This window comes from Streptomyces hokutonensis, from assembly GCF_042751305.1.
Taxonomy (GTDB): domain Bacteria; phylum Actinomycetota; class Actinomycetes; order Streptomycetales; family Streptomycetaceae; genus Streptomyces; species Streptomyces hokutonensis_A.
Map to the genome: position 1 here is coordinate 129,426 of NZ_JBHYWD010000001.1, position 17,807 is coordinate 147,232.

The window sequence follows — 17,807 nt, forward strand, 5'->3', positions numbered from 1 at the left end:
CTCTGCTGTGGGGGCGCGCCACGCCACTCAAGCTGCCGGGGCTCAACCCGCCCCCCCCCCCCCCCCCCGCGGGGGGGCCCCCCCCCCCCCCGGGCCCCGGGGCTCAGTTTGATATGCGGCTCCGCCGCGTGGGCGCGGCCGGCCACGGGCAACCCGCACCCGCCAGCCGGTCTACTCATGCACCCCCTTATGCGCCTTGGCCAACTCCGAGTACATGGTCCCGTTGAGGGTCAACCCCTCCCGCTCCTCGGCACTCAACTCCCGCCGCACCTTCGCCGGCACCCCCGCGACCAGTGACCCCGCCGGCACAACCATTCCCTGCGGTACCAACGCCTGCGCGGCGACAAGCGAACCCGCCCCGATCACCGCCCCGTTGAGCACCGTAGCCCCCATCCCGATCAGACAGTCGTCCTCGACGGTCGCCCCATGCACAACGGCGTTGTGCCCGACGGACACCCGCTCCCCGACGCTCACCGGAAAACCGGGATCGGCATGCAGCGTGCAGTTGTCCTGAATATTGCTGCTCGCCCCGACGACGATCCGCTCGACGTCACCGCGCAACACGGCCCCGTACCAGACGCTCGCCCCCGCCGACACCGTCACATCCCCGATCACCGACGCCGTAGGGGCGACGAACGCCCCCTCGTCGACCTTCGGTTCCCGGCCGCCGATACCCGTGATCAACGCCTTGTGCGTCATCGTGCTCTCCCTCTCGTCGAAGACACCCGCACCGTATGTCATCGGGTAGGGCGAAGATCACAGCGGCCGGACCTCATCGGTGCGGCTCACGCTGAGTACCGTGTGCGGGTGCCCAAGCGCAAGAACACGTTCTCAGAATGGCGGCGCCAGCTCGCGCAACGCGCCGTCCACGCGGGCTGGGCCTGGGTGCAGCGCACGGGCTCCGTGACCGCCGCACACCCGGGACGGTTCCGCTTCGGCGCGATGGGAACAGGTACCAGACTCGCCTTCCCGCTGGGCACCGTCTTCGGCGAACCGTGGATCCACCTCGGCGCCCACTGCATCGTCGGCGAACAGGTCACCCTCACCGCGGGCCTGATGCCCGACCTCGACCTCGGCCCCGACCCCATCCTGCGCCTCGGCGACGGTGTGGTCCTCGGCCGCGGCAGCCACGTCATCGCCGACACGACGGTCACCATCGGCAGCGACTGCTACTTCGGGCCGTACGTCTACGTCACCTCCACGAACCATTCCTACGACGACCCGCACGAGCCCATCGGCAAGCAGTGGCCGCGCATGGAACCCGTCGAGATCGGCCCGGGCTGCTGGGTCGGCACCGGCGCGGTGATCCTGCCAGGTGCGCGGATCGGCCGGAACGTGGTGGTGGCGGCCGGCGCGGTGGTCCGGGGCACGGTGCCCGACCATGCCGTGGTGGCGGGGGCACCCGCACGGGTCGTGCGCCGCTGGACTCCGGCGGAGGGCTGGCAGCCACCGCTGCGGACGCCTGCGCCGGTACCGATCCCCGAGGGCGTCACTCCGGACCAGTTGAACGCGCTGGCCGGTCTGGACGAGGAGACCGCGGCGCGGCTCGCCGGACTCGACGACGACACGATCGCGCGGCTGGCGGAACTGGACGCCGAAGCCTGAGCGGCACTCACCCCGTGGCCAGCAACAACGTCCCCACCAACGCGAGCCCCGCCCCCGCCGCCTGCACCGCCCGCAACCGCTCACTCAGAAATCCGCGCGCGGCCAGGGACGTCACCACCGGGTACAACGACGCGAGCACCGCCGCCACGGTCACCGGCCCATGCTGCGCGGCAACGGAATACGTCCCATTGGCCGCCACATCGGCCAGCCCCACGAAGGCCAGCGCGGGCAGCGAACCCCAGGGGAACCCGCCCTCCGGGAGCGCGGTCCCGCCCCGCCGTACGGAGACGTAGAGCGCGGCCCCGCCGGTGGCCACGTTCGTCAGGCGCTGCACGAACAACGCGAGGAACAGACCGGTGACGCTCGTGGACGCCTCCGCGATCAGCGCGAACACCGTGCCGAAGCCGAGCGCGGCGATCAGCGTCAGCAGGATGGCCTGCCGCTGCACGGGCGCGCCCCGCAACTGCGGTCCGCCCGCCAGCACGACCCCCGTGACGGCGACCGCGATCCCCGCCACCTGCATCAGCCCGGGCCGCTCCCCGAGGAACAGCCCGACACCGACCGGCACGGCCACGCTCAGTGTGGCGAGCGGTGAGACGACGCCCATCGGGCCCAGCGCGAGCGCCTTGTAGAAGGAGAGGAGCGCGATCGGCCCCACCAGCCCCGCCGCGAACGCGAACCACAGTCGCGGCCCGGCCTCGCTCCAGCCGCCGGTGGCGATGACGACCGCGCCGAGCACGGCCGCCGCGATCCCCTGCGACACGACGACGACCGTCAGCGCCGGGGACCGTCGGGTCAGCAGGCCTCCACCGAAGTCGGCCAGTCCCCACAGGAGGCTGGTGGCCAGGGCGAAGAGTGCTGTCACGGGGTGCCTCGCAGTACAGTTCGGTGAACAATCGGTGCACCACACCGTAGTTCAGCGAAGTGAACTCTGTCATCCATAATATTGAACTGAAGGTATGGGCGGAACGTGTCGGACCTCGACCTGCTGAACCAGTCCCTGGCGCGCAACGTCAAGCACTGGCGCTCGGTGCGCGGCTTCACCCTGGACGTGCTGGCCGCGCGGGCCGCCGTGAGCCGGGGCATGCTCATCCAGATCGAGCAGGCCCGCACCAATCCCAGCATCGGTACGGTCGTCAAGATCGGTGACGCCCTCGGGGTCAGCATCACCACCCTGCTCGACTACGAACAGGGCCCGAAGGTCCGCATCGTCCCCGCCGACCGGGCCGTACGGCTGTGGCACACCGAGGCCGGCAGCTACAACCGCCTCCTCGCCGGCACCGAGGCGCCCGGCCCGCTGGAGATGTGGGACTGGCGGCTGATGCCGGGGGAGAGCAGCCCCTCCGAGCCCCATCCCACCGGCACCGTCGAACTGGTCCATGTCACCACCGGTGAACTGACCCTCACTGTCGACGGCGAGGACCACCTCGTCCCGGCCGGCGCGAGCGCCACCTTCGAGGCCAACACCCCCCACACATACGGGAATCGGGGCGAGGTGCCGATGGAGATGGTGATGGCGGTGTCCGTCCCGCCGGTGCACCGCGACACCCCGTGAACGGCCGCCGTACGACTGTTAGCGTGCCGTCATGCGCGCACCCATCGGACACTTCGACCACGCCACCCCCGCCCCCGACTGCCTCGACGAACTGACCCGCCCGGTCGCCGAGGCCGTGCGCGGCTGGCACGGCACCGTCCCCGCCGACCAGATCGTCTACGTCGACACCGACCCGGAGTGGGCCGACACCGCCACCTTCGTCGAGCACTACGGCCGGGAGCTGCTGGAGCAGTCCGCGAACTGCGTGGTCGTGGCCGGGAAGCGCGGCGGCGAGACCACGCTCGCCGCCTGTGTGGTCCTGTCCACCACCCGCGCCGACGTCAACGGCGTGGTCCGCCGCCAACTCGGCGCCCGCAAGGCCTCGTTCGCGCCGATGGACACGGCGACCGGCGAGAGCGGCATGGAGTACGGCGGCATCACACCCATCGGACTCCCCGCCGACTGGCCGGTGTTGGTGGACTCCGCCGTCGTCGACCTCCCCTACGTCCTGGTCGGCAGCGGACGCCGCCGCGGCAAACTCCTGGTCCCCGGCAAGGCGTTCGCGGAGATCCCGGGCGCGGTCGTGCTCGAAGGTCTCGGGGTCGCCTGATTTCAGGCCATGCTGTGGTGGTGGGCCAACTCCCCGTGCGGGTCCGCCTCGCCCGGCACCGGTGCCGGGTCGGCGTGCACCAGGGCCGCGGTGAGCCTCGGTACCGCGTGCAGCAGCGCGTGTTCCGCCGCCACGGCGACGGCGTGGGCCTGCCGTACCGTCGCCTCCCCGTCCACGACCACCGCCACCTCGGCGCGCAGCCGGTGCCCGATCCAGCGCAGCCGCAACTCGCCCACCCCGCGCACCCCTTGGACCTCCCGTACGGCGTGCTCGGCCCGGTCCACGAGTTCGGGATCCACGGCGTCCATCACCCGCCGGAACACCTCGCGCGCCGCGTCCCGCAGCACCAGCGCGATCGCGGCCGTGATCGCCAACCCCACGAGGGGATCGGCGAGTTGCCACCCCAGCGCCGAGCCGCCGGCGCCGATCAGCACGGCCAGCGAGGTGAACCCGTCGGTGCGCGCGTGCAGTCCGTCGGCGACCAGCGCGGCGGAGCCGATCTCCCGCCCGACCCGGATCCGGTACCTGGCCACCCACTCGTTGCCGACGAAGCCGGCCAGCGCGGCCCCCGCGACCGCCGCGACATGCGTGACGGGCCGCGGGTCGAGCAGCCGGTCCACCGCCGCCCAGGCCGCGAACGCGGCGGACGCGGCGATCGTCAGCACGATCGCGATACCGGCCAGATCCTCGGCCCGGCCGTAGCCGTAGGTGAAGCGCCGGGTCGCCGCCCGGCGGCCGAGCACGAACGCGATGCCCAGCGGTACGGCGGTCAGCGCGTCCGCCGCGTTGTGCACCGTGTCGCCGAGCAGCGCGACCGACCCGGACACCACGACCACGACCGCCTGCGCCAGCGCCGTCGCACCGAGCACCGCGAGCGACACCCAGAGCGCGCGCATGCCGCGGGCCGAGGACTCCAGGGCGGAGTCGAGCTTGTCGGCGGTCTCGTGGGAGTGGGGGGTGAGGACGTGGGTGAGGCGGTGGCGGATGTCCTTGGGGGCGTGGTGGTGATGATGGTGCTCGTGGTGGTGCTGGTCGCTCACGTGCGTCCCCTTCCGGTGCGCGGGTGGACGTACGGCGCCCACGGGACCATTATGTGCGTATGAGCGCACGCACGCACCTATCACCTGCGCACGATGCGCATCCGCGTACCCCGGGCGAGGAACAGTTCGCGCTGGCGGCCGAACTCCTGGCCCTGCTCGGCGACCGCACACGGCTGACCCTCCTCCATGCCCTGACGGCGGGCGAGTCCGATGTCACCACCCTCACGGAGGCCTGCGACGCGGCCCGCCCGGCCGTCAGCCAGCATCTGGCGCGGCTGCGTCTCGCGGGACTGGTGACCACGCGCAAGGAGGGCCGCCGGGTGATCTACTCGTTGAGCGACGGTCATCTACGACGCCTCGTCGACGAGGCGTTGAACGTGGCGGACCACCGGCTGAGCGACCGCCCGCCGCACGACTGACGGTCCGTCAGCCGACCGGGTCCTTGCCCAGGTACGACTCCGCGAACGCCAGCCCCGCGGAAGGGGATTGGAAGACCCGGCGCAGCCGGGCGAGGGTGGTGCCCGCGAGGTACGGGTCGCCGGACGAGGCGCCGTGGTACACCTCGGAGAGCCACCGGGAGAACTCCTGGTACTCCCAGACCCGGCCCAGACATGCCTCCGAGTAGTCGCCCAGGCCCGCCGATTCGCCGCGGGTGAGGTACGCGACGAGCGCGTCGCCGAGCAGGAACGCGTCGTGCAGGGCGAGGTTCATGCCCTTCGCGGCGATGGGCGCGGTGAGATGGGCCGCGTCGCCCGCGAGACAGAGCCGGCCGAACACCATGGGTTCGACAACGTAGTTGTGCATGTCGAGCACGCGCTTCTCGATCAGCCGGCCCTCGGTCAGCGGCGGGGCGCCGGTCGCGGCGAGCCGGTGCTGCAGCTCGGACCAGACGCGTTCGTCCGGCCAGTTGGCGGGGTCGTCGCCGGGCGGGCACTCCAGGTAGTAGCGGGTGACTTCGGGGCTGCGCGCCATGTGCCCGGCGAAGCCGCGCGGATGGACGCCGAACAGAACGCAGTCCGAGGACGGCGGCGCCTCGGCGAGCAGCGCGAGCCAGCCGATGCCGTAGTCGTGCCGCGCGGTGCGGGCCCGCTCCGGGGGTATCGCGGCCCGGCTCACCCCGCGCGCACCGTCGCAGCCCGCGACGAAGTCCCCGTACACGAGCTGTCGTTGACCGGTTTCGTCGGTGTACGACACCGCCGGGCGGTCGGTGTCCAGGTCGTGCAGCTCGACGTCCCGCACACCGAAGCGGATCTCGCCGCCGCGCACGTCCGCGTACTCCCGCACCAGGTCCGTCACCAGCAACGGCTGGGGATAGACGTAGTGGTGATGTCCCGTCAACTCCGTGTAGGAGAACCGGTGCCGCTGCCCGCCGAAGCGGAACTCGCACTGGGTGTGCCGCTGCGCCCGCTCCAACAGGTTCCGCGCGAGGCCCCGTTGCTCGAGTCCGCGGACGGCCCACTCCTCGATCACCCCGGCCCGTGGCCGCTGTTCGATGAACTCCCTGGTCTCGGTCTCCAGGACCAGACAGTCGACTCCGGCGGCGCGCAGGATGTTTCCGACGGTGAGCCCGGCGGGGCCCGCGCCCACGACGACGACCGAAAAGCCGGGAGTGGACGGCGGGTTGGGGTGGGGGGAGGCAGAAGTCACCGGCCCAGTATGACGGCGTCCCGACAACCGAAAACCGGCCGCCTGGACGGCGGCCGGTTCGGATCGCGGGTGGGAAGGGACGGATCAGTGCGCGGGTGCGTCCGTGATCACGACCTCGTCGATGCTGCGCTCGATGTCCTCGGGCCGTGACGCGGTCGCCTTGGCCCAGTAGTAGATGCCGAGGGAGAAGACCGCGACGACCAGGATGTCCCACCACAGTGCGATGTGGCCCTGACCGCCGAAGCCGCCCTGCCAGGAGATGACTCCCAGACCCAGCAGATAGGGCGGCAGCCACTGTGCGGCCTTCCAGTCCAGCCGGGGCGCATCGGGCCGCCCGCTCGCCGTGGCGTACCAGGCGTAGGAGCCGAGCAGTAGGTAGCCCAGGATGATGGCGATGCCGAGCCGCCACAGGGTGTCCCAGCCGGCCCAGTAGATGATGAGGTTGGCGACCACGAACGACAGCGGGGAGAGCACCTTGCCGAAGGGGAGCCGGTAGGGGCGCTCCAGTTGGGGCAGCCGGTCGGCGAACACGCCGTACGCCAGCGGGGCACCGGCGTACATCAGGACGCTCGCCGAGGTGATGAACCCGACCAACTCCTGCCAGCTCGGGAACGGCAGGAAGCAGACCACGCCGGTCACGAAGGAGATGATCAGGCCGAACCAGGGCACGCCCCGCTTGTCGGTTCCGGCGAAGACCTTGGGCGCGTAGCCGTTCTTGGACAGGCCGTAGGAGACACGCGAGGTGGCCGTGGTGTAGATCAGGCCGGTGCCGGCCGGGGAGATCACGGCGTCGAGGTACAGCACGACGCTCAGCCAGCCGAGTCCCACCACGGTCGCGAGGCCCGCCCAGGGGCCGCTGATGCCGGCGTAGTGGAGCTTGGCCCAGCCGTGTGCGAAGGAACTGCCGGGCAACGCGCCGATGAACACGACCTGGAGCAGGACGTAGATGACCGCGCCGATGGCCACGGAGCCGAGGGTCGCGCGCGGCAGGTCCCGCTTGGGGTCGCGGCTCTCGCCGGCGAGCTGGATGGCCTGCTCGAAGCCCAGCAGGGCGAAGATGATGCCGCTGGAGCTGATCGCGCTCAGTACACCCTTGGCGCCGAACGGCGCGAAGCCGTGCGAAGTGAAGTTGCCCGGGTGGAAGTTGCCCACCGCGATGATGAATATCGCGGCCAGCGGTACGGCGATCTTCCACCAGGTGGCGGCGCTGTTGGTGTGCGCCAGGACCCGGACGCCGAGGAAGTTGACCACTACGAAGACGGCCATGAGGATGACCGCGACGAGGAGACCGCTGCCCGTCAGCGTCCCGTCGGTGTGCTGGAAGCCGGTGGCCCAGGACCAGTGACCGGCGTAGCCGATCATCGCCTCGACCTCGATCGGCGCCACGGTTGCCGCCTGGAGCCAGGAGAACCAGCCGAAGGACATACCGGCCAGCCCGCCGAAGGCGTAGTGCGGATAGCGCGCCGTACCGCCCGCGACCGGGAACATGCCGCCGAGTTCCGCGTGCACCAGAGCCAGCAGCACGATGGCGACCGAGCCGATCAACCACGAGATGATCGCCGCCGGACCTGCCACCACCACGGCCTTCTCGGCGCCGTACAGCCACCCGGACCCGATGATCGACCCCACCGAGGCCCACATGAGCCCGATCAGGCCGACGTCCCGCCGCAAACCGCTCGGATCCCTGGTGGCCTCCGGGACGAGTTTGTCAACACTCACCATGTCAAGGGGCCTCTCGAAGTCAGCACGGATGCTTAACGGACAAGAGGCCTCAGGCTAGGAATGAATGAATTCTTACAGAAGTCCGTTGCCTGAAATTTTACTTGTCTTCGAGGCGTTCTTTGACATGTTCACAGGCTACTTACAGTGCCTGGTCACCGTGTCGGCCGGCGCCGCGGCCGAGCCCCGGGATCTCGATCGCCGGGCAACGGTCCATCACCATCTCCAGGCCCGCCGCCCGGGTCCGCTCGTACGCGGGCTCGTCGATCACGCCGAGCTGGAACCAGACGGCCTTCGCGCCCTTGGCGACCGCCTCGTCCGCGACCGCCCCGGCGAGGTCGCTGTTGACGAACACGTCGACGACGTCGACCTCGAAGGGGATGTCCGCGAGCGAGGCGTACCCCTGCTCGCCGTGCACCGCCTCCGCCTTGGGGTGGACCGGGACCACGCGCTTGCCGAAGCGCTGCAGCACCTCCGCCACGCCGTACGCCGCGCGGGACCGGTTCGAGGACAGGCCCACGACCGCCCAGGTGTCACCGGACTCGGTGAGGATCTTGCGGACCGTTGCTGAGTCGCCGTACACGCTCGGCCTCCTTGGTGTGCGTGCGGAGTCTGACGCGTGGCACAACGGCGCACGGCGGGCGGGGATTCCCTCAGTCGGAGACCACGGTGGTGCTGAGGCCCCTGTCGTAGTCGTTGTGGGCGATCTTGATGCCCGTGCTGCCGTGGAAGACGAACAGCGGTGAGGTGTACGGCGGCTCGTCCGGCGCGGCCAGGCGGCGGACCGTGTTCCGGTGAAGGTGAAGCCGCCGACGCTCTTGGCGTTGACGACCGTCACGTCGCCGATGTCGAAGGAGTTGTGTTCGACCGCGATGTTGTGGTGCACCGGGTTGGCCGGGTCGACGACCTGGTTGGTCGGTTCCACGAAGATCACCGGACCCGTGGGGCAGGTGAAGGAGTTGTCGCGGATCGTGAGGTGGGCTGCCGGGCCGGACTCGAACCACTGGTAGGCGTCGGCGGAGACGTAGCGGAACCGGGACCGCAGGGCTCACCCGACATCGAGTCCACGACCTACCTGCCCGACATGTTCTTCAAGAACAACCGCGCCGACACCGCCTGGCAGTGGATGCAGAAGATCTACGGCGCGCGAGACCCAGCACGTCAACTCCAGCCAGGGCCCGAACGGCGACTACCCCAAGGTGTCGTTCACCCTGGTCAGCCGGACCATCCAGGGTCTGATGGGCATCACACCGGACGCGCCGGACCACAACGTGACCACCCGGTCGCAGCTGCCGACCGGCATGAAGTGGCTCCAGGCTGCCGACGTCCCCCTCGGCACCGGCACGGTCACCGTGCGGCACGACGGCGCCGCGAAGACCACGCTGACGAACAACTCCCGCAAGGACTCCTACAGTTGGGAGGCCCGCTTCCCCGGCGTCCACAAGAAGATCAAGGTCAACGGTGTCGCGCAGCGCGTGCGCGTGAAGACGGTCCACGGAGTGACCTGCACCTACGCGACGCCGACGGTCCGGGCCGGGGCGACAACGGTCGTGCAGGTCGGCGACTGACGCGAACTCCCGCTCACCGAGGGCTCCGTAGCGCGCCGGCGAGATCGTCGAGGTACTGCGAGACGGGGCCCAGGGTGAGCAGGCCGCTGCCAGCCCCGGCCAACTCGGCTGCGGCGGGCGTCAGTTCGTCCCTCGCGCGCTCCATCGTGTCCCGGTCACCCACGGCGACCGCCACCCGCGCGGCCAGGCACCACAGCGCCTCGAACAGCAGGTCGCGCGGTGGGTCGGGGAGTGAACGCAGCGCGGTCCGGGCGTAGTTGGGCCGTCCCTGGGCCAGCGACACGAGCGGGCGGGCCCACGGTTCGTACGGCCCCCAGTCGATGTGCCCGTGGGTCTGGGCGGGTCGCCCGTGCCGCACCCGCAGACACAGCAGGGCCAGCGGCAGCAGCCCGTGCTCCAGCCCGGGCATTCCGGCTCCGTCCAGCCGTAGCGCCGCGTTCTGGTAGGCCGCCTCCACATCCTCGGGCCGCGCACTGCCGCTTTCGGCGAGCCGCACCACCTGATACCACTGGGTGAACACGCCTACCAGGGGCAGTTCATGACGCTCCGCCAGCTGCTCGGCGGCTGCCGCGTGTCGGTCCGCTCCGCTGAAGTCGGCGAGAGCGCCGCGGGCCTGGAGCCGGACGAGATGGCCGAGCACTTCATGGGTGACCAGGCCGTGCCGGGCGGACAGGGCGACCAACTCGGCCCCGATCCCGTCCCGTTGCGGGGCGAGTCCGGCGCGCTGGAAGGTCTGCATGAACACCCCGTTGAGGGCGAAGGCCAGCAGCGCGGGGTCCTTCAACTGCCGGGCGATGTTCTCTGCTTGGTGCGCAGCCTGCGGTCCGCGCGCCGAACGGGTACCGCGCGACTCCAGGGCGACCGTGGCCAACAGACGGGCCCGCACCGCGAGATGGGCGTCCGGCGGGAGTACGGCAAGGGTGCGCTCGGCGGCGGCCACGGTCTCCGCCGCGAGCCGGGGGTCGTCGACACGGGTCCAGATCGCCGGGACGTCGTAGGCGCCGATCACCCGGGCGGTGAGCTCCGGATCTCCCAGTTCGGCCGCCGCGTTGATCGCCGCGAGCCGATGCCCCCGGGCCGCCTCCAGCCCGCCGCCACCGGTCACCGCGAGATCCCGCAACAGCCCCACCGTCGACTCCAGCCGCACCCGGGCACCGGCCGCCACGGTCCGGTCGTAGGCGGCGGTGGCGGCTGCCCATACCTGCTCCGCGGGACCGCTGTCCGCTTGCGACTGGCCTTGTTCGTGTGGGCCGTTGGTGATCTGTGCCTGTTCCTGCGGACTGCCAGGCCCGGTGTCGAGGTGCGGAGCCTGCGCCAGGATGTCCGCCTCCAGCCGGCGCAGCGCCGGCCCGGGGTCCGTTCCGAGTTGTTCCACGAGGAGGGTGCGGGCCCGGCGCAGTACCGCGAGGGCGTCGCCTTGGCGGCCGGTGCGGTAGAGGGCCAGGGCCAGCAGTCGCCAGGCGTTCTCGCGCCACGGGTGTTCGGCCGTATGTGCCTCCAGGTCCGGTACCGCCTCCGCGGCCCGGACCAGGGCGAGTTGGGTCTCGGCCCGGCGTTCGACCGCGTGCAGGCGCAGCTCGGCGAGGCGGGAGCGTTCCGCGCCGGCCCAGGTCTCGGTGCCGAAATCGGCGTAGGCCGGGCCCCGCCACCAGCCGAGCGCCTCCTCCAAGCGGGCCAGTGCCTGCGCGTCCGGCAGCTCTCCGGCGGCGGACACCGCGCGCTCGAAGCGCCAGGCGTCCACGGCATCCGGTCCGGCCCGCAGCGCGTACCCCGGCCCCTCCGTCACCAGCAGCCGGGCCGGTGCGCGCGGCGGGCGCTCCGGTTCCAGGGCCCGGCGCAGCGCCGCGACGAAGGTGCGTACCGCGCCCACCGCGTCGGCGGGCGGCTCCTCCCGGCCCTCCCACAGGTCCTCGACCAGCCGCCCGACCGGGACGACCCGGCGCCGGGCCACGAGCAGCCGGGCCAGCACCGCCCGGTGTCGCGGTCCCCGCAGGGCGATCACGTCCCCGGCGCCGTCCCAGGCCGTCACCGGCCCCAGCACCCCGAACGCGACCTCCATCACCGACCACCCTTTCCGGGGCATCGCCCCAGGTCACGGTAGCGCGCTCACCCGTTGCTCATCGGCGCGCGGCAGGCTCGGAGACACAGCACCGACAGCACCGACGAAAGCAGGGCGCACCATGCCACCGACAATCCCCGGCTTCACCTACCACCGCGTTTCCGTCGCGGACGGCGTGTCCCTGAACGCGGCGGTGTCCGGTTCGGGCAGCCCGGTCGTGCTGCTGCACGGCTTTCCGCAGACCCACCTCATGTGGCGCCATGTCGCCGCCGACCTCGCGGCCGACCACACCGTCATCTGCCCCGACCTGCGCGGCTACGGCGCGAGCGACAAGCCCGCCGAGACCGACGGCTCCGGCGACGGACCGGGCTATGCCAAGCGCACCATGGCGAACGACATCGTGACCCTCGCCCACGCCCTGGGACACGAGCGCTTCGCACTCGCCGGCCACGACCGCGGCGCCCTCGTCGCCTTCCGCGCCGGACTCGACCACCCGGACGCCGTCACCCACCTCGCCTGTCTCGACGTACTCCCCACCCTCGACATGTGGGACGTGCTGCACGGCGTCACCGCCGCCGTCGGCTTCCACCTCTACCTCATGGCCCAACCCCCGGGCCTGCCCGAGGAGTTGATCGCCGCCGCGCCCGACGCGTTCTTCGGCCACTTCCTCGACCTCTGGGCCAACGACCCACACGCGATCCCCGCCGACGTCCGCACCGCCTACCTGGACGCCTGCCGCGCCGCGGTCCCCTCGATCGTCGCCGACTACCGTGCCTCCGCCGGCGTCGACCTCGCCCACGACCAGACCGACCGGGACGCCGGGAACCAGCTGCGGATGCCGGTCGCGGTACTCCAGCAGGACTGGGGCGCCGCCCTCGGCTTCGACGCGGCGGCCCTGTGGCGCGGCTGGGCACCGGACCTGCGGCACTCCACCGTGACCTGCGGCCACTTCATGGCGGAGGAGGCACCCGCCGACGTGGCCAAGGCACTCCGGGACCTGCTGGCCCGCTGACCGCGTTCCCCCTCGCCGGACCGCGCAGTAGCGCCGGGACAGTCGTCGCGGGTTTCGGTGCGGGCGGCCCCCAAGGCCCGGCACCCCGGCAAGGCCCCGCGACTCCTGCCGGAACAGAGCGAACATGCGTGCGTACGGCCCTCCGCCCGCCTACGCTCGGGCCGTGCTGCGCATCATCGACGCCCGAACCGGCGACTCCACCGAAGCCGCCCCCGCCCGCCGTGGCCTGACCAGGGTCGAGGCGCACGCGTCGGCCCTCGATCCCACGGCACTACGTGTCCTGCTCGTCGCCGACCTTCTCGTACGCGCCCTCGAACTCGGCGGCACACCCGTGTGGGCCCTGCTCACGGGCGACCACGAGCAGGCCGAACTCCGCGCCGCCGCAGGGGCGTTGGGCATCCGCCCGTTCGAGGACGGCGGAGACCTCGGCTCCGGACTCGGCGAGGCCCAGGTCCTCCATGTGGCCGCCGGGAGCGAGGCGACGCCTGGGGGAGCCCTGGTCGCCGTAGCGCCCGTCGAATCGCCTACGACCGCTGCCCCGGACCTCTCCGACCCGGGCGCGCTCCGCCTCGCCCTGCTATCGCACCCACGGGACCTGCCGGTGCGGCTCGACGCGGACGGGCTGGACGAGGCGCGGCGGACTCTGGCGCACTGGCGGGCGTCGGTCGCCGACTGGGCGCGGCGGCCCTCGCGGCCGGTGCCCGACGAGGTGCGCGTCGAGCTGCGGAGCGCCTGGGAGAACGACCTCGATGTGCCTGCCGTGCTGGGGGTGTTGCGGCGCGTGGAGACCTGGCCCGAACTGCCGGACGGCGCCCGCTTCGAGACGTACGCCTACGCCGACCGGCTGCTCGGACTCGAACTCACCCGTGACATCGGGTCGTTGGCGTGAACGCCCGTTCCGGGGCCCGCCCGCTGCGCCGACTGGTCGTGCTGCGGCACGCCAAGTCCGCGTGGCCCGCAGGCGTTCCCGATCATCTACGGCCGCTCGCCCCGCGCGGCCTGCGCGACGCCCCGGCCGCCGGGATCGCGCTCGCCGAGACGGACTGCCTGCCGGATCTCGCGCTGTGCTCCACGGCCGTACGGGCGCGCCAGACCTGGGAGTTGGCCTCGTCCCAGTGGGGCACCCCGCCGCCGGTGCGGTACGAACCACGGCTCTACGCGGCCGACGTGGCGGACCTGCTCGACGCCGTTCACCAAGTGCCGCACGAGGTCGAGACGTTGCTCGTCGTCGGGCACAACCCCGGCCTGGAGGAGCTGGTCCTCGAACTCGCCGGCGACAGTCTCGACGACGCGCTCGACGAGGTCCGGGTGAAGTTCCCGACCTCGGCGATCGCGGTGCTGGCCTGGCACGGCCGCACCTGGCAGGACCTCGCCCCGGGCACGGCCCTGCTGACGGGTCTGACCGTGCCGAGGGGCAAGAAGAAGTAGGGCTGTTTCTAACGGAGTTGGAGGAACTCCCGGGCTCCGCGCAGTCGGGTGTCCAGCCGCTCCTGGGTGGCTCGGCCGTCCAGCCGGACGTCGAGGGCCATGGACGTGCCCGCTCCGCACCCGGCGGGGAGCCGGCTCGCGTCGAGTCCGTCGCGTCGGGCGATGAGCACGCCGAGTTCGTGTCGGCTCAGGGCGTCCGGGCCGGCCAGGTGGAACATGCCCGACTCGTCGGACTGCGCGAGTTCCAGCAGAGCGGCGGCCAGGTCCGAGACGTGGACCGGGCAGCGGACGACATCGGTGAACAGGACGCCTTCGCGCACACCGGCGGCCAGTTCGTGCACCATGCGCTCGTGCGCGGAGCCGCCGTATCCGACGATCAGCGAGGTACGCGCGACCGCGGCGGCCGGTGTCAGAAGGCGCACGGCGGTCTCGGCGGCGGCCTTCGCCGCGCCGTACGGGGTGACCGGGTCGGGCGGGCAGGACTCGTCGTAGGAGATACGGGAACCGGAGAACACGGCGTCGCTGGAGACATGGACCAGGCGGCGGCCGTGACGCGCAGCAGCCATCGCCACCCGGAACGACCCGTCGGCGGTGACCGCCCAGTCGCTCAGTCCGCTGGTCGCGTTGATGATCGCGTCCGGGGTCAACTCGGCCAGGAGGCCGTCGAGTTGGTCGGGTGCGCGGAGGTCGAGCCGGTGCCAGGAGACGCCGGGCGGCACGGTGTCGGGGCGCGCGGAACAGTACGTCGCCGACGTGGCCCAGCCCGCCGCGCTCGCCCGGCGCACCAGTTCCGTACCCAGGAAGCCGCTGGCGCCGACGACAAGGACTCGCACGGCGGTCAGCCGACGTGGACGCGGGGCCGCAGGTGCCGGTCCGGTTCCGCGCGGCGGAGTACCTCGCGGGTGACCGGTGCGACCTCGCCGTCGCCGAAGACCAGGAAACGGATCAGATGACTGACCGGGTTGCCCTCGGTCCAGTCGAAGTAGGCGTGTGGGACCTCGCCGGTGCGGTCCCGCAGGGCCAGCAGGACCGCGGCGATCGAGTTGGGCACAGTGGGGCCCTCGACCCGGAGCCGCCGTACCCCGTACTTCTTGTCGCCGTGCACGGCGATGTCCGCGGTGAAGTCCGAGGAGTCGCGGACGATGACCTCCACGAAGAGCACCGGGCCACCGTCCGGGATGTGGGTGTGCTCGCGCTGGCTGTACTCCTTGGCGCGGTACTCCCGACTGCTGTGCTCCTGCGGCTCGTTGGCGATCAGTCGGAGCGGTCCGGAGCGGGCCGCCTCGTCGATGAAACGGGCCGCCGTGTCGTCGAACGTGACCTCGGCGGCGCGGAGTTCGAAGGCGCGGTGGATGCGCGAACCGAACGACGTCGCCAGGATCAGCACGATGAAGATCCCGGCGATCTTGATGCCGTCGGGCCGTTCGACGACGTTCGCGACCAGCGTGTAGGCGAACACGGCCGTGATCGCGCCGAACCCGAGCGTCGCCTTCCGATGCCCCCGCTTGTGCACGGTGACGGTGGAGGCGAACGCCGCCGAGAGCATCAGCACCAGCACACCGGTCGCGTACGCGCCGCTCTGCGCGTCGACGCTCGCGTGGAACCAGAGCGTGATCAGCACGGCCGTCACCATGAACACGAGGACCAGTGGGCGTACCGCCCGCGTCCACTCGGGCGCCATGCCGTAGCGCGGCAGATAGCGCGGGACGAGGTTCAGCAGCCCGGCGAGTGCGGAGGCGCCCGCGAACCACAGGATCGCGATCGTCGAGACGTCGTAGAACGTGCCGAAGACCTGGCCCAGGTGCTCGTGCGCGAGGTAGGCGAGGGCGCGGCCGTTGGCCGGGCCGCCGGTCTTGAACGCGCTCTGCGGGATGAGGATGGTCGTGGCGAGGCTGGACAGCAGCAGGAAACCGGACATGATCACGGCGGCCGTGGTGAGCAGCTTGCGGGTCTCGCGGATACGGCCCGTCGGCTTCTCCCAGGTGTCCGTCTCGTCGCCCTTGACCTGCGGCATCACCGCCACGCCCGTCTCGAAGCCGGACATGCCGAGCGCGAGCTTCGGGAACACGAGCAGCGCGACGCCGACCATCGCCAGCGGTGAGGAGTGCGCGGCCGTCATCGCGTCCGTCCAGTCGCCGATCTTCACCGGATGGCTCAGCACCTCCCAGGCGGACACCGCGAGAACCACCAGGTTGAGCGTGAGATACACGCCCACCAGTACCACGGCGATCCCGATGGCCTCCCGGAACCCCTTGAGGAAGACCGCGCCCAGCGCGCCGACCAGCACCAGCGTGATCCAGGTGTTGCCGCCGTGCATCCAGCCCGGCGCGAACGGGTTCTCCACGACGTGCGCGGCCGCGTCCGCCGCCGACAGGGTGACTGTGATCATGAAGTCTGTCGCCGCGAAGCCCAGCAGCACCAGCACGAAGATCTTCCCCGACCACCACGGCAGCAGCCGCTCCAGCATGGCGATCGACCCCTCGCCGTGCGGAGACTCGTGCGCCACCCGCCGGTACACCGGCAGCGCCCCGAGCAGCGTCAGCCCGATCAGCACGACCGTCGCGAGCGGCGACAGCAGCCCGGCCGCGAGAGCGGCGATGCCCGGCTGATAGCCCAGCGTGGAGAAGTAGTCGACGCCGGTCAGACACATGACCCGCCACCACCGGTGCCCCTCGTGCTCCGGGTTCGGCGTCGCGTGCGGCCCCGGATGCCGGGCGCTCTGCTCGCTCAGCCCCTCCAGCAGCCAGGCCCGGCAGCGCTCGGCGGCGGACCCTGAACCCCCGGACTCCACGCTCTCCGTACGGTCCACCTGCGCGCCGGTCATGCTGAGAACTCCCCGAGATCGAACGACCGCACCCGCCACCCGGGCAACGAGCAGCGAGTATCCACCACATCGTCACCCGCACCCGGACCGGGGGCGACCCCTGACACTGCGCATAGGCTGGCCGGATGCAGGACGAGTACCGCACAGTAGCCCGGCCGGGCGTGCACGAGACCGAGGTCAACCGCTCCCGCTTCCTGTGCGCCCTCGCCCCGGCGGCCACCGAACAGGAGGCCCAGGACTTCGTTGCCCGCATCCGGAAGGAACACACCGACGCCACCCACAACTGCTTCGCCTACGTCATCGGCGCCGACGCCGCGATCCAGAAGGCGAGCGACGACGGCGAACCGGGCGGCACGGCCGGCGTCCCCATGCTCCAGATGCTGCTGCGCCGCGACATGCGGTACGTCGTCGCCGTCGTCACCCGCTACTACGGCGGCGTCAAGCTCGGCGCGGGCGGTCTCATCAGGGCCTACGGCGGCTCGGTCGGCGAGGCGCTCGACGCCCTCGGCACACTCACCCGCCGCCGCTTCCGGCTCGCCACGGTGACCGTCGACCACCAGCGGGCCGGCAAGATCCAGAACGACCTGCGCGCCACCGGCCGCGAGGTCCGGGACGTCCGCTACGGCGAGGCGGTCACGATCGAGATCGGGCTGCCGGACGCCGATGTGGACGCCTTCCGGGCGTGGCTGGCCGATGCGACGGCGGGGACGGCGGCGCTGGAGCTGGGCGGCGAGGCGTACGGGGACGCCTGACCGTTGACT

Annotated in this window: 18 protein-coding genes; 9 read left to right on the top strand and 9 right to left on the bottom strand. The window is 71.6% G+C overall.

Annotated features, from left to right (window positions below):
* Positions 1 to 171: 171 nt before the first annotated feature.
* Positions 172 to 699 carry a gamma carbonic anhydrase family protein gene (locus tag ACFXC1_RS00535; protein WP_381236820.1) on the bottom strand — a complete coding sequence of 176 codons (528 nt, stop codon included), beginning with the start codon at positions 697 to 699 and terminating at the stop codon, positions 172 to 174.
* 108 nt (positions 700 to 807) lie between these two features.
* Between ACFXC1_RS00535 and ACFXC1_RS00540 the strand changes: the two genes are divergently transcribed.
* Positions 808 to 1,605, top strand: a complete 798-nt coding sequence (locus ACFXC1_RS00540; protein ID WP_381236823.1) for an acyltransferase — start codon at positions 808 to 810, stop codon at positions 1,603 to 1,605.
* Between the two features lie 7 nt (positions 1,606 to 1,612).
* Here the strand turns inward: ACFXC1_RS00540 and ACFXC1_RS00545 are convergent, their stop codons facing one another.
* Complete coding sequence (locus ACFXC1_RS00545; protein ID WP_381236826.1) at positions 1,613 to 2,470, bottom strand: EamA family transporter; 858 nt, start codon at positions 2,468 to 2,470, stop codon at positions 1,613 to 1,615.
* Positions 2,471 to 2,575: 105 nt separating this feature from the next.
* Here ACFXC1_RS00545 and ACFXC1_RS00550 point away from each other — a divergent pair, with 105 nt between their 5' ends.
* Both ACFXC1_RS00550 and ACFXC1_RS00555 read left to right on the top strand, forming a co-directional pair.
* A complete protein-coding gene (locus tag ACFXC1_RS00550; RefSeq protein WP_381236829.1) occupies positions 2,576 to 3,160 on the top strand; it encodes a helix-turn-helix domain-containing protein in 585 nt (194 codons plus the stop codon).
* 31 nt (positions 3,161 to 3,191) lie between these two features.
* Positions 3,192 to 3,749 (top strand): YbaK/EbsC family protein, encoded by a 558-nt coding sequence (locus ACFXC1_RS00555; RefSeq protein WP_381236831.1) that lies wholly within the window; start codon positions 3,192 to 3,194, stop codon positions 3,747 to 3,749.
* A 2-nt stretch (positions 3,750 to 3,751) separates the two neighbouring features.
* Here ACFXC1_RS00555 and ACFXC1_RS00560 read toward each other — a convergent pair whose 3' ends face one another.
* Positions 3,752 to 4,789 (bottom strand): cation diffusion facilitator family transporter, encoded by a 1,038-nt coding sequence (locus ACFXC1_RS00560; protein WP_381236834.1) that lies wholly within the window; start codon positions 4,787 to 4,789, stop codon positions 3,752 to 3,754.
* 59 nt (positions 4,790 to 4,848) lie between these two features.
* Between ACFXC1_RS00560 and ACFXC1_RS00565 the strand changes: the two genes are divergently transcribed.
* Positions 4,849 to 5,208, top strand: a complete 360-nt coding sequence (locus tag ACFXC1_RS00565) for an ArsR/SmtB family transcription factor (protein WP_362978478.1) — start codon at positions 4,849 to 4,851, stop codon at positions 5,206 to 5,208.
* Between the two features lie 7 nt (positions 5,209 to 5,215).
* Here ACFXC1_RS00565 and ACFXC1_RS00570 read toward each other — a convergent pair whose 3' ends face one another.
* The 3 genes from ACFXC1_RS00570 to ACFXC1_RS00580 form a co-directional block, all read right to left on the bottom strand.
* Positions 5,216 to 6,436: a 4-hydroxybenzoate 3-monooxygenase gene (locus ACFXC1_RS00570; RefSeq protein WP_381236839.1), complete on the bottom strand. Its 1,221-nt coding sequence runs from the start codon at positions 6,434 to 6,436 to the stop codon at positions 5,216 to 5,218.
* A gap of 84 nt (positions 6,437 to 6,520) precedes the next feature.
* Positions 6,521 to 8,158, bottom strand: coding sequence for an APC family permease (locus ACFXC1_RS00575; RefSeq protein WP_381236842.1), 1,638 nt, complete (start codon positions 8,156 to 8,158; stop codon positions 6,521 to 6,523).
* A 139-nt stretch (positions 8,159 to 8,297) separates the two neighbouring features.
* Entirely contained in the window at positions 8,298 to 8,738 is a 441-nt protein-coding gene (locus ACFXC1_RS00580; protein ID WP_381236845.1) for a CoA-binding protein, read from the bottom strand.
* 616 nt (positions 8,739 to 9,354) lie between these two features.
* Between ACFXC1_RS00580 and ACFXC1_RS00585 the strand changes: the two genes are divergently transcribed.
* Positions 9,355 to 9,723: a hypothetical protein gene (locus tag ACFXC1_RS00585; RefSeq protein ID WP_381236848.1), complete on the top strand. Its 369-nt coding sequence runs from the start codon at positions 9,355 to 9,357 to the stop codon at positions 9,721 to 9,723.
* A 13-nt stretch (positions 9,724 to 9,736) separates the two neighbouring features.
* Here ACFXC1_RS00585 and ACFXC1_RS00590 read toward each other — a convergent pair whose 3' ends face one another.
* Positions 9,737 to 11,782 (bottom strand): AfsR/SARP family transcriptional regulator, encoded by a 2,046-nt coding sequence (locus ACFXC1_RS00590; RefSeq protein ID WP_381236851.1) that lies wholly within the window; start codon positions 11,780 to 11,782, stop codon positions 9,737 to 9,739.
* Positions 11,783 to 11,903: 121 nt separating this feature from the next.
* Here ACFXC1_RS00590 and ACFXC1_RS00595 point away from each other — a divergent pair, with 121 nt between their 5' ends.
* The 3 genes from ACFXC1_RS00595 (at position 11,904) to ACFXC1_RS00605 (ending at position 14,222) form a co-directional block, all read left to right on the top strand.
* The gene (locus tag ACFXC1_RS00595; RefSeq protein WP_381236854.1) at positions 11,904 to 12,794 is read left to right on the top strand and encodes an alpha/beta fold hydrolase; all 891 of its coding nucleotides are present in this window, start codon (positions 11,904 to 11,906) and stop codon (positions 12,792 to 12,794) included.
* Between the two features lie 124 nt (positions 12,795 to 12,918).
* Positions 12,919 to 13,683 (top strand): hypothetical protein, encoded by a 765-nt coding sequence (locus ACFXC1_RS00600; RefSeq protein ID WP_381236857.1) that lies wholly within the window; start codon positions 12,919 to 12,921, stop codon positions 13,681 to 13,683.
* Complete coding sequence (locus ACFXC1_RS00605; protein WP_381236860.1) at positions 13,680 to 14,222, top strand: SixA phosphatase family protein; 543 nt, start codon at positions 13,680 to 13,682, stop codon at positions 14,220 to 14,222. The genes ACFXC1_RS00600 and ACFXC1_RS00605 overlap by 4 nt, the downstream gene beginning before the upstream one ends.
* 8 nt (positions 14,223 to 14,230) lie before the next feature.
* On the opposite strand, the gene ACFXC1_RS00610 is transcribed toward ACFXC1_RS00605, so the two are convergent.
* A complete protein-coding gene (locus ACFXC1_RS00610; protein WP_381236863.1) occupies positions 14,231 to 15,055 on the bottom strand; it encodes an SDR family oxidoreductase in 825 nt (274 codons plus the stop codon).
* A 5-nt stretch (positions 15,056 to 15,060) separates the two neighbouring features.
* Positions 15,061 to 17,046: an APC family permease gene (locus ACFXC1_RS00615; protein WP_381236866.1), complete on the bottom strand. Its 1,986-nt coding sequence runs from the start codon at positions 17,044 to 17,046 to the stop codon at positions 15,061 to 15,063.
* 125 nt (positions 17,047 to 17,171) lie between these two features.
* Between ACFXC1_RS00615 and ACFXC1_RS00620 the strand changes: the two genes are divergently transcribed.
* Complete coding sequence (locus ACFXC1_RS00620) at positions 17,172 to 17,798, top strand: YigZ family protein (protein WP_381236869.1); 627 nt, start codon at positions 17,172 to 17,174, stop codon at positions 17,796 to 17,798.
* Positions 17,799 to 17,807: the final 9 nt, after the last annotated feature.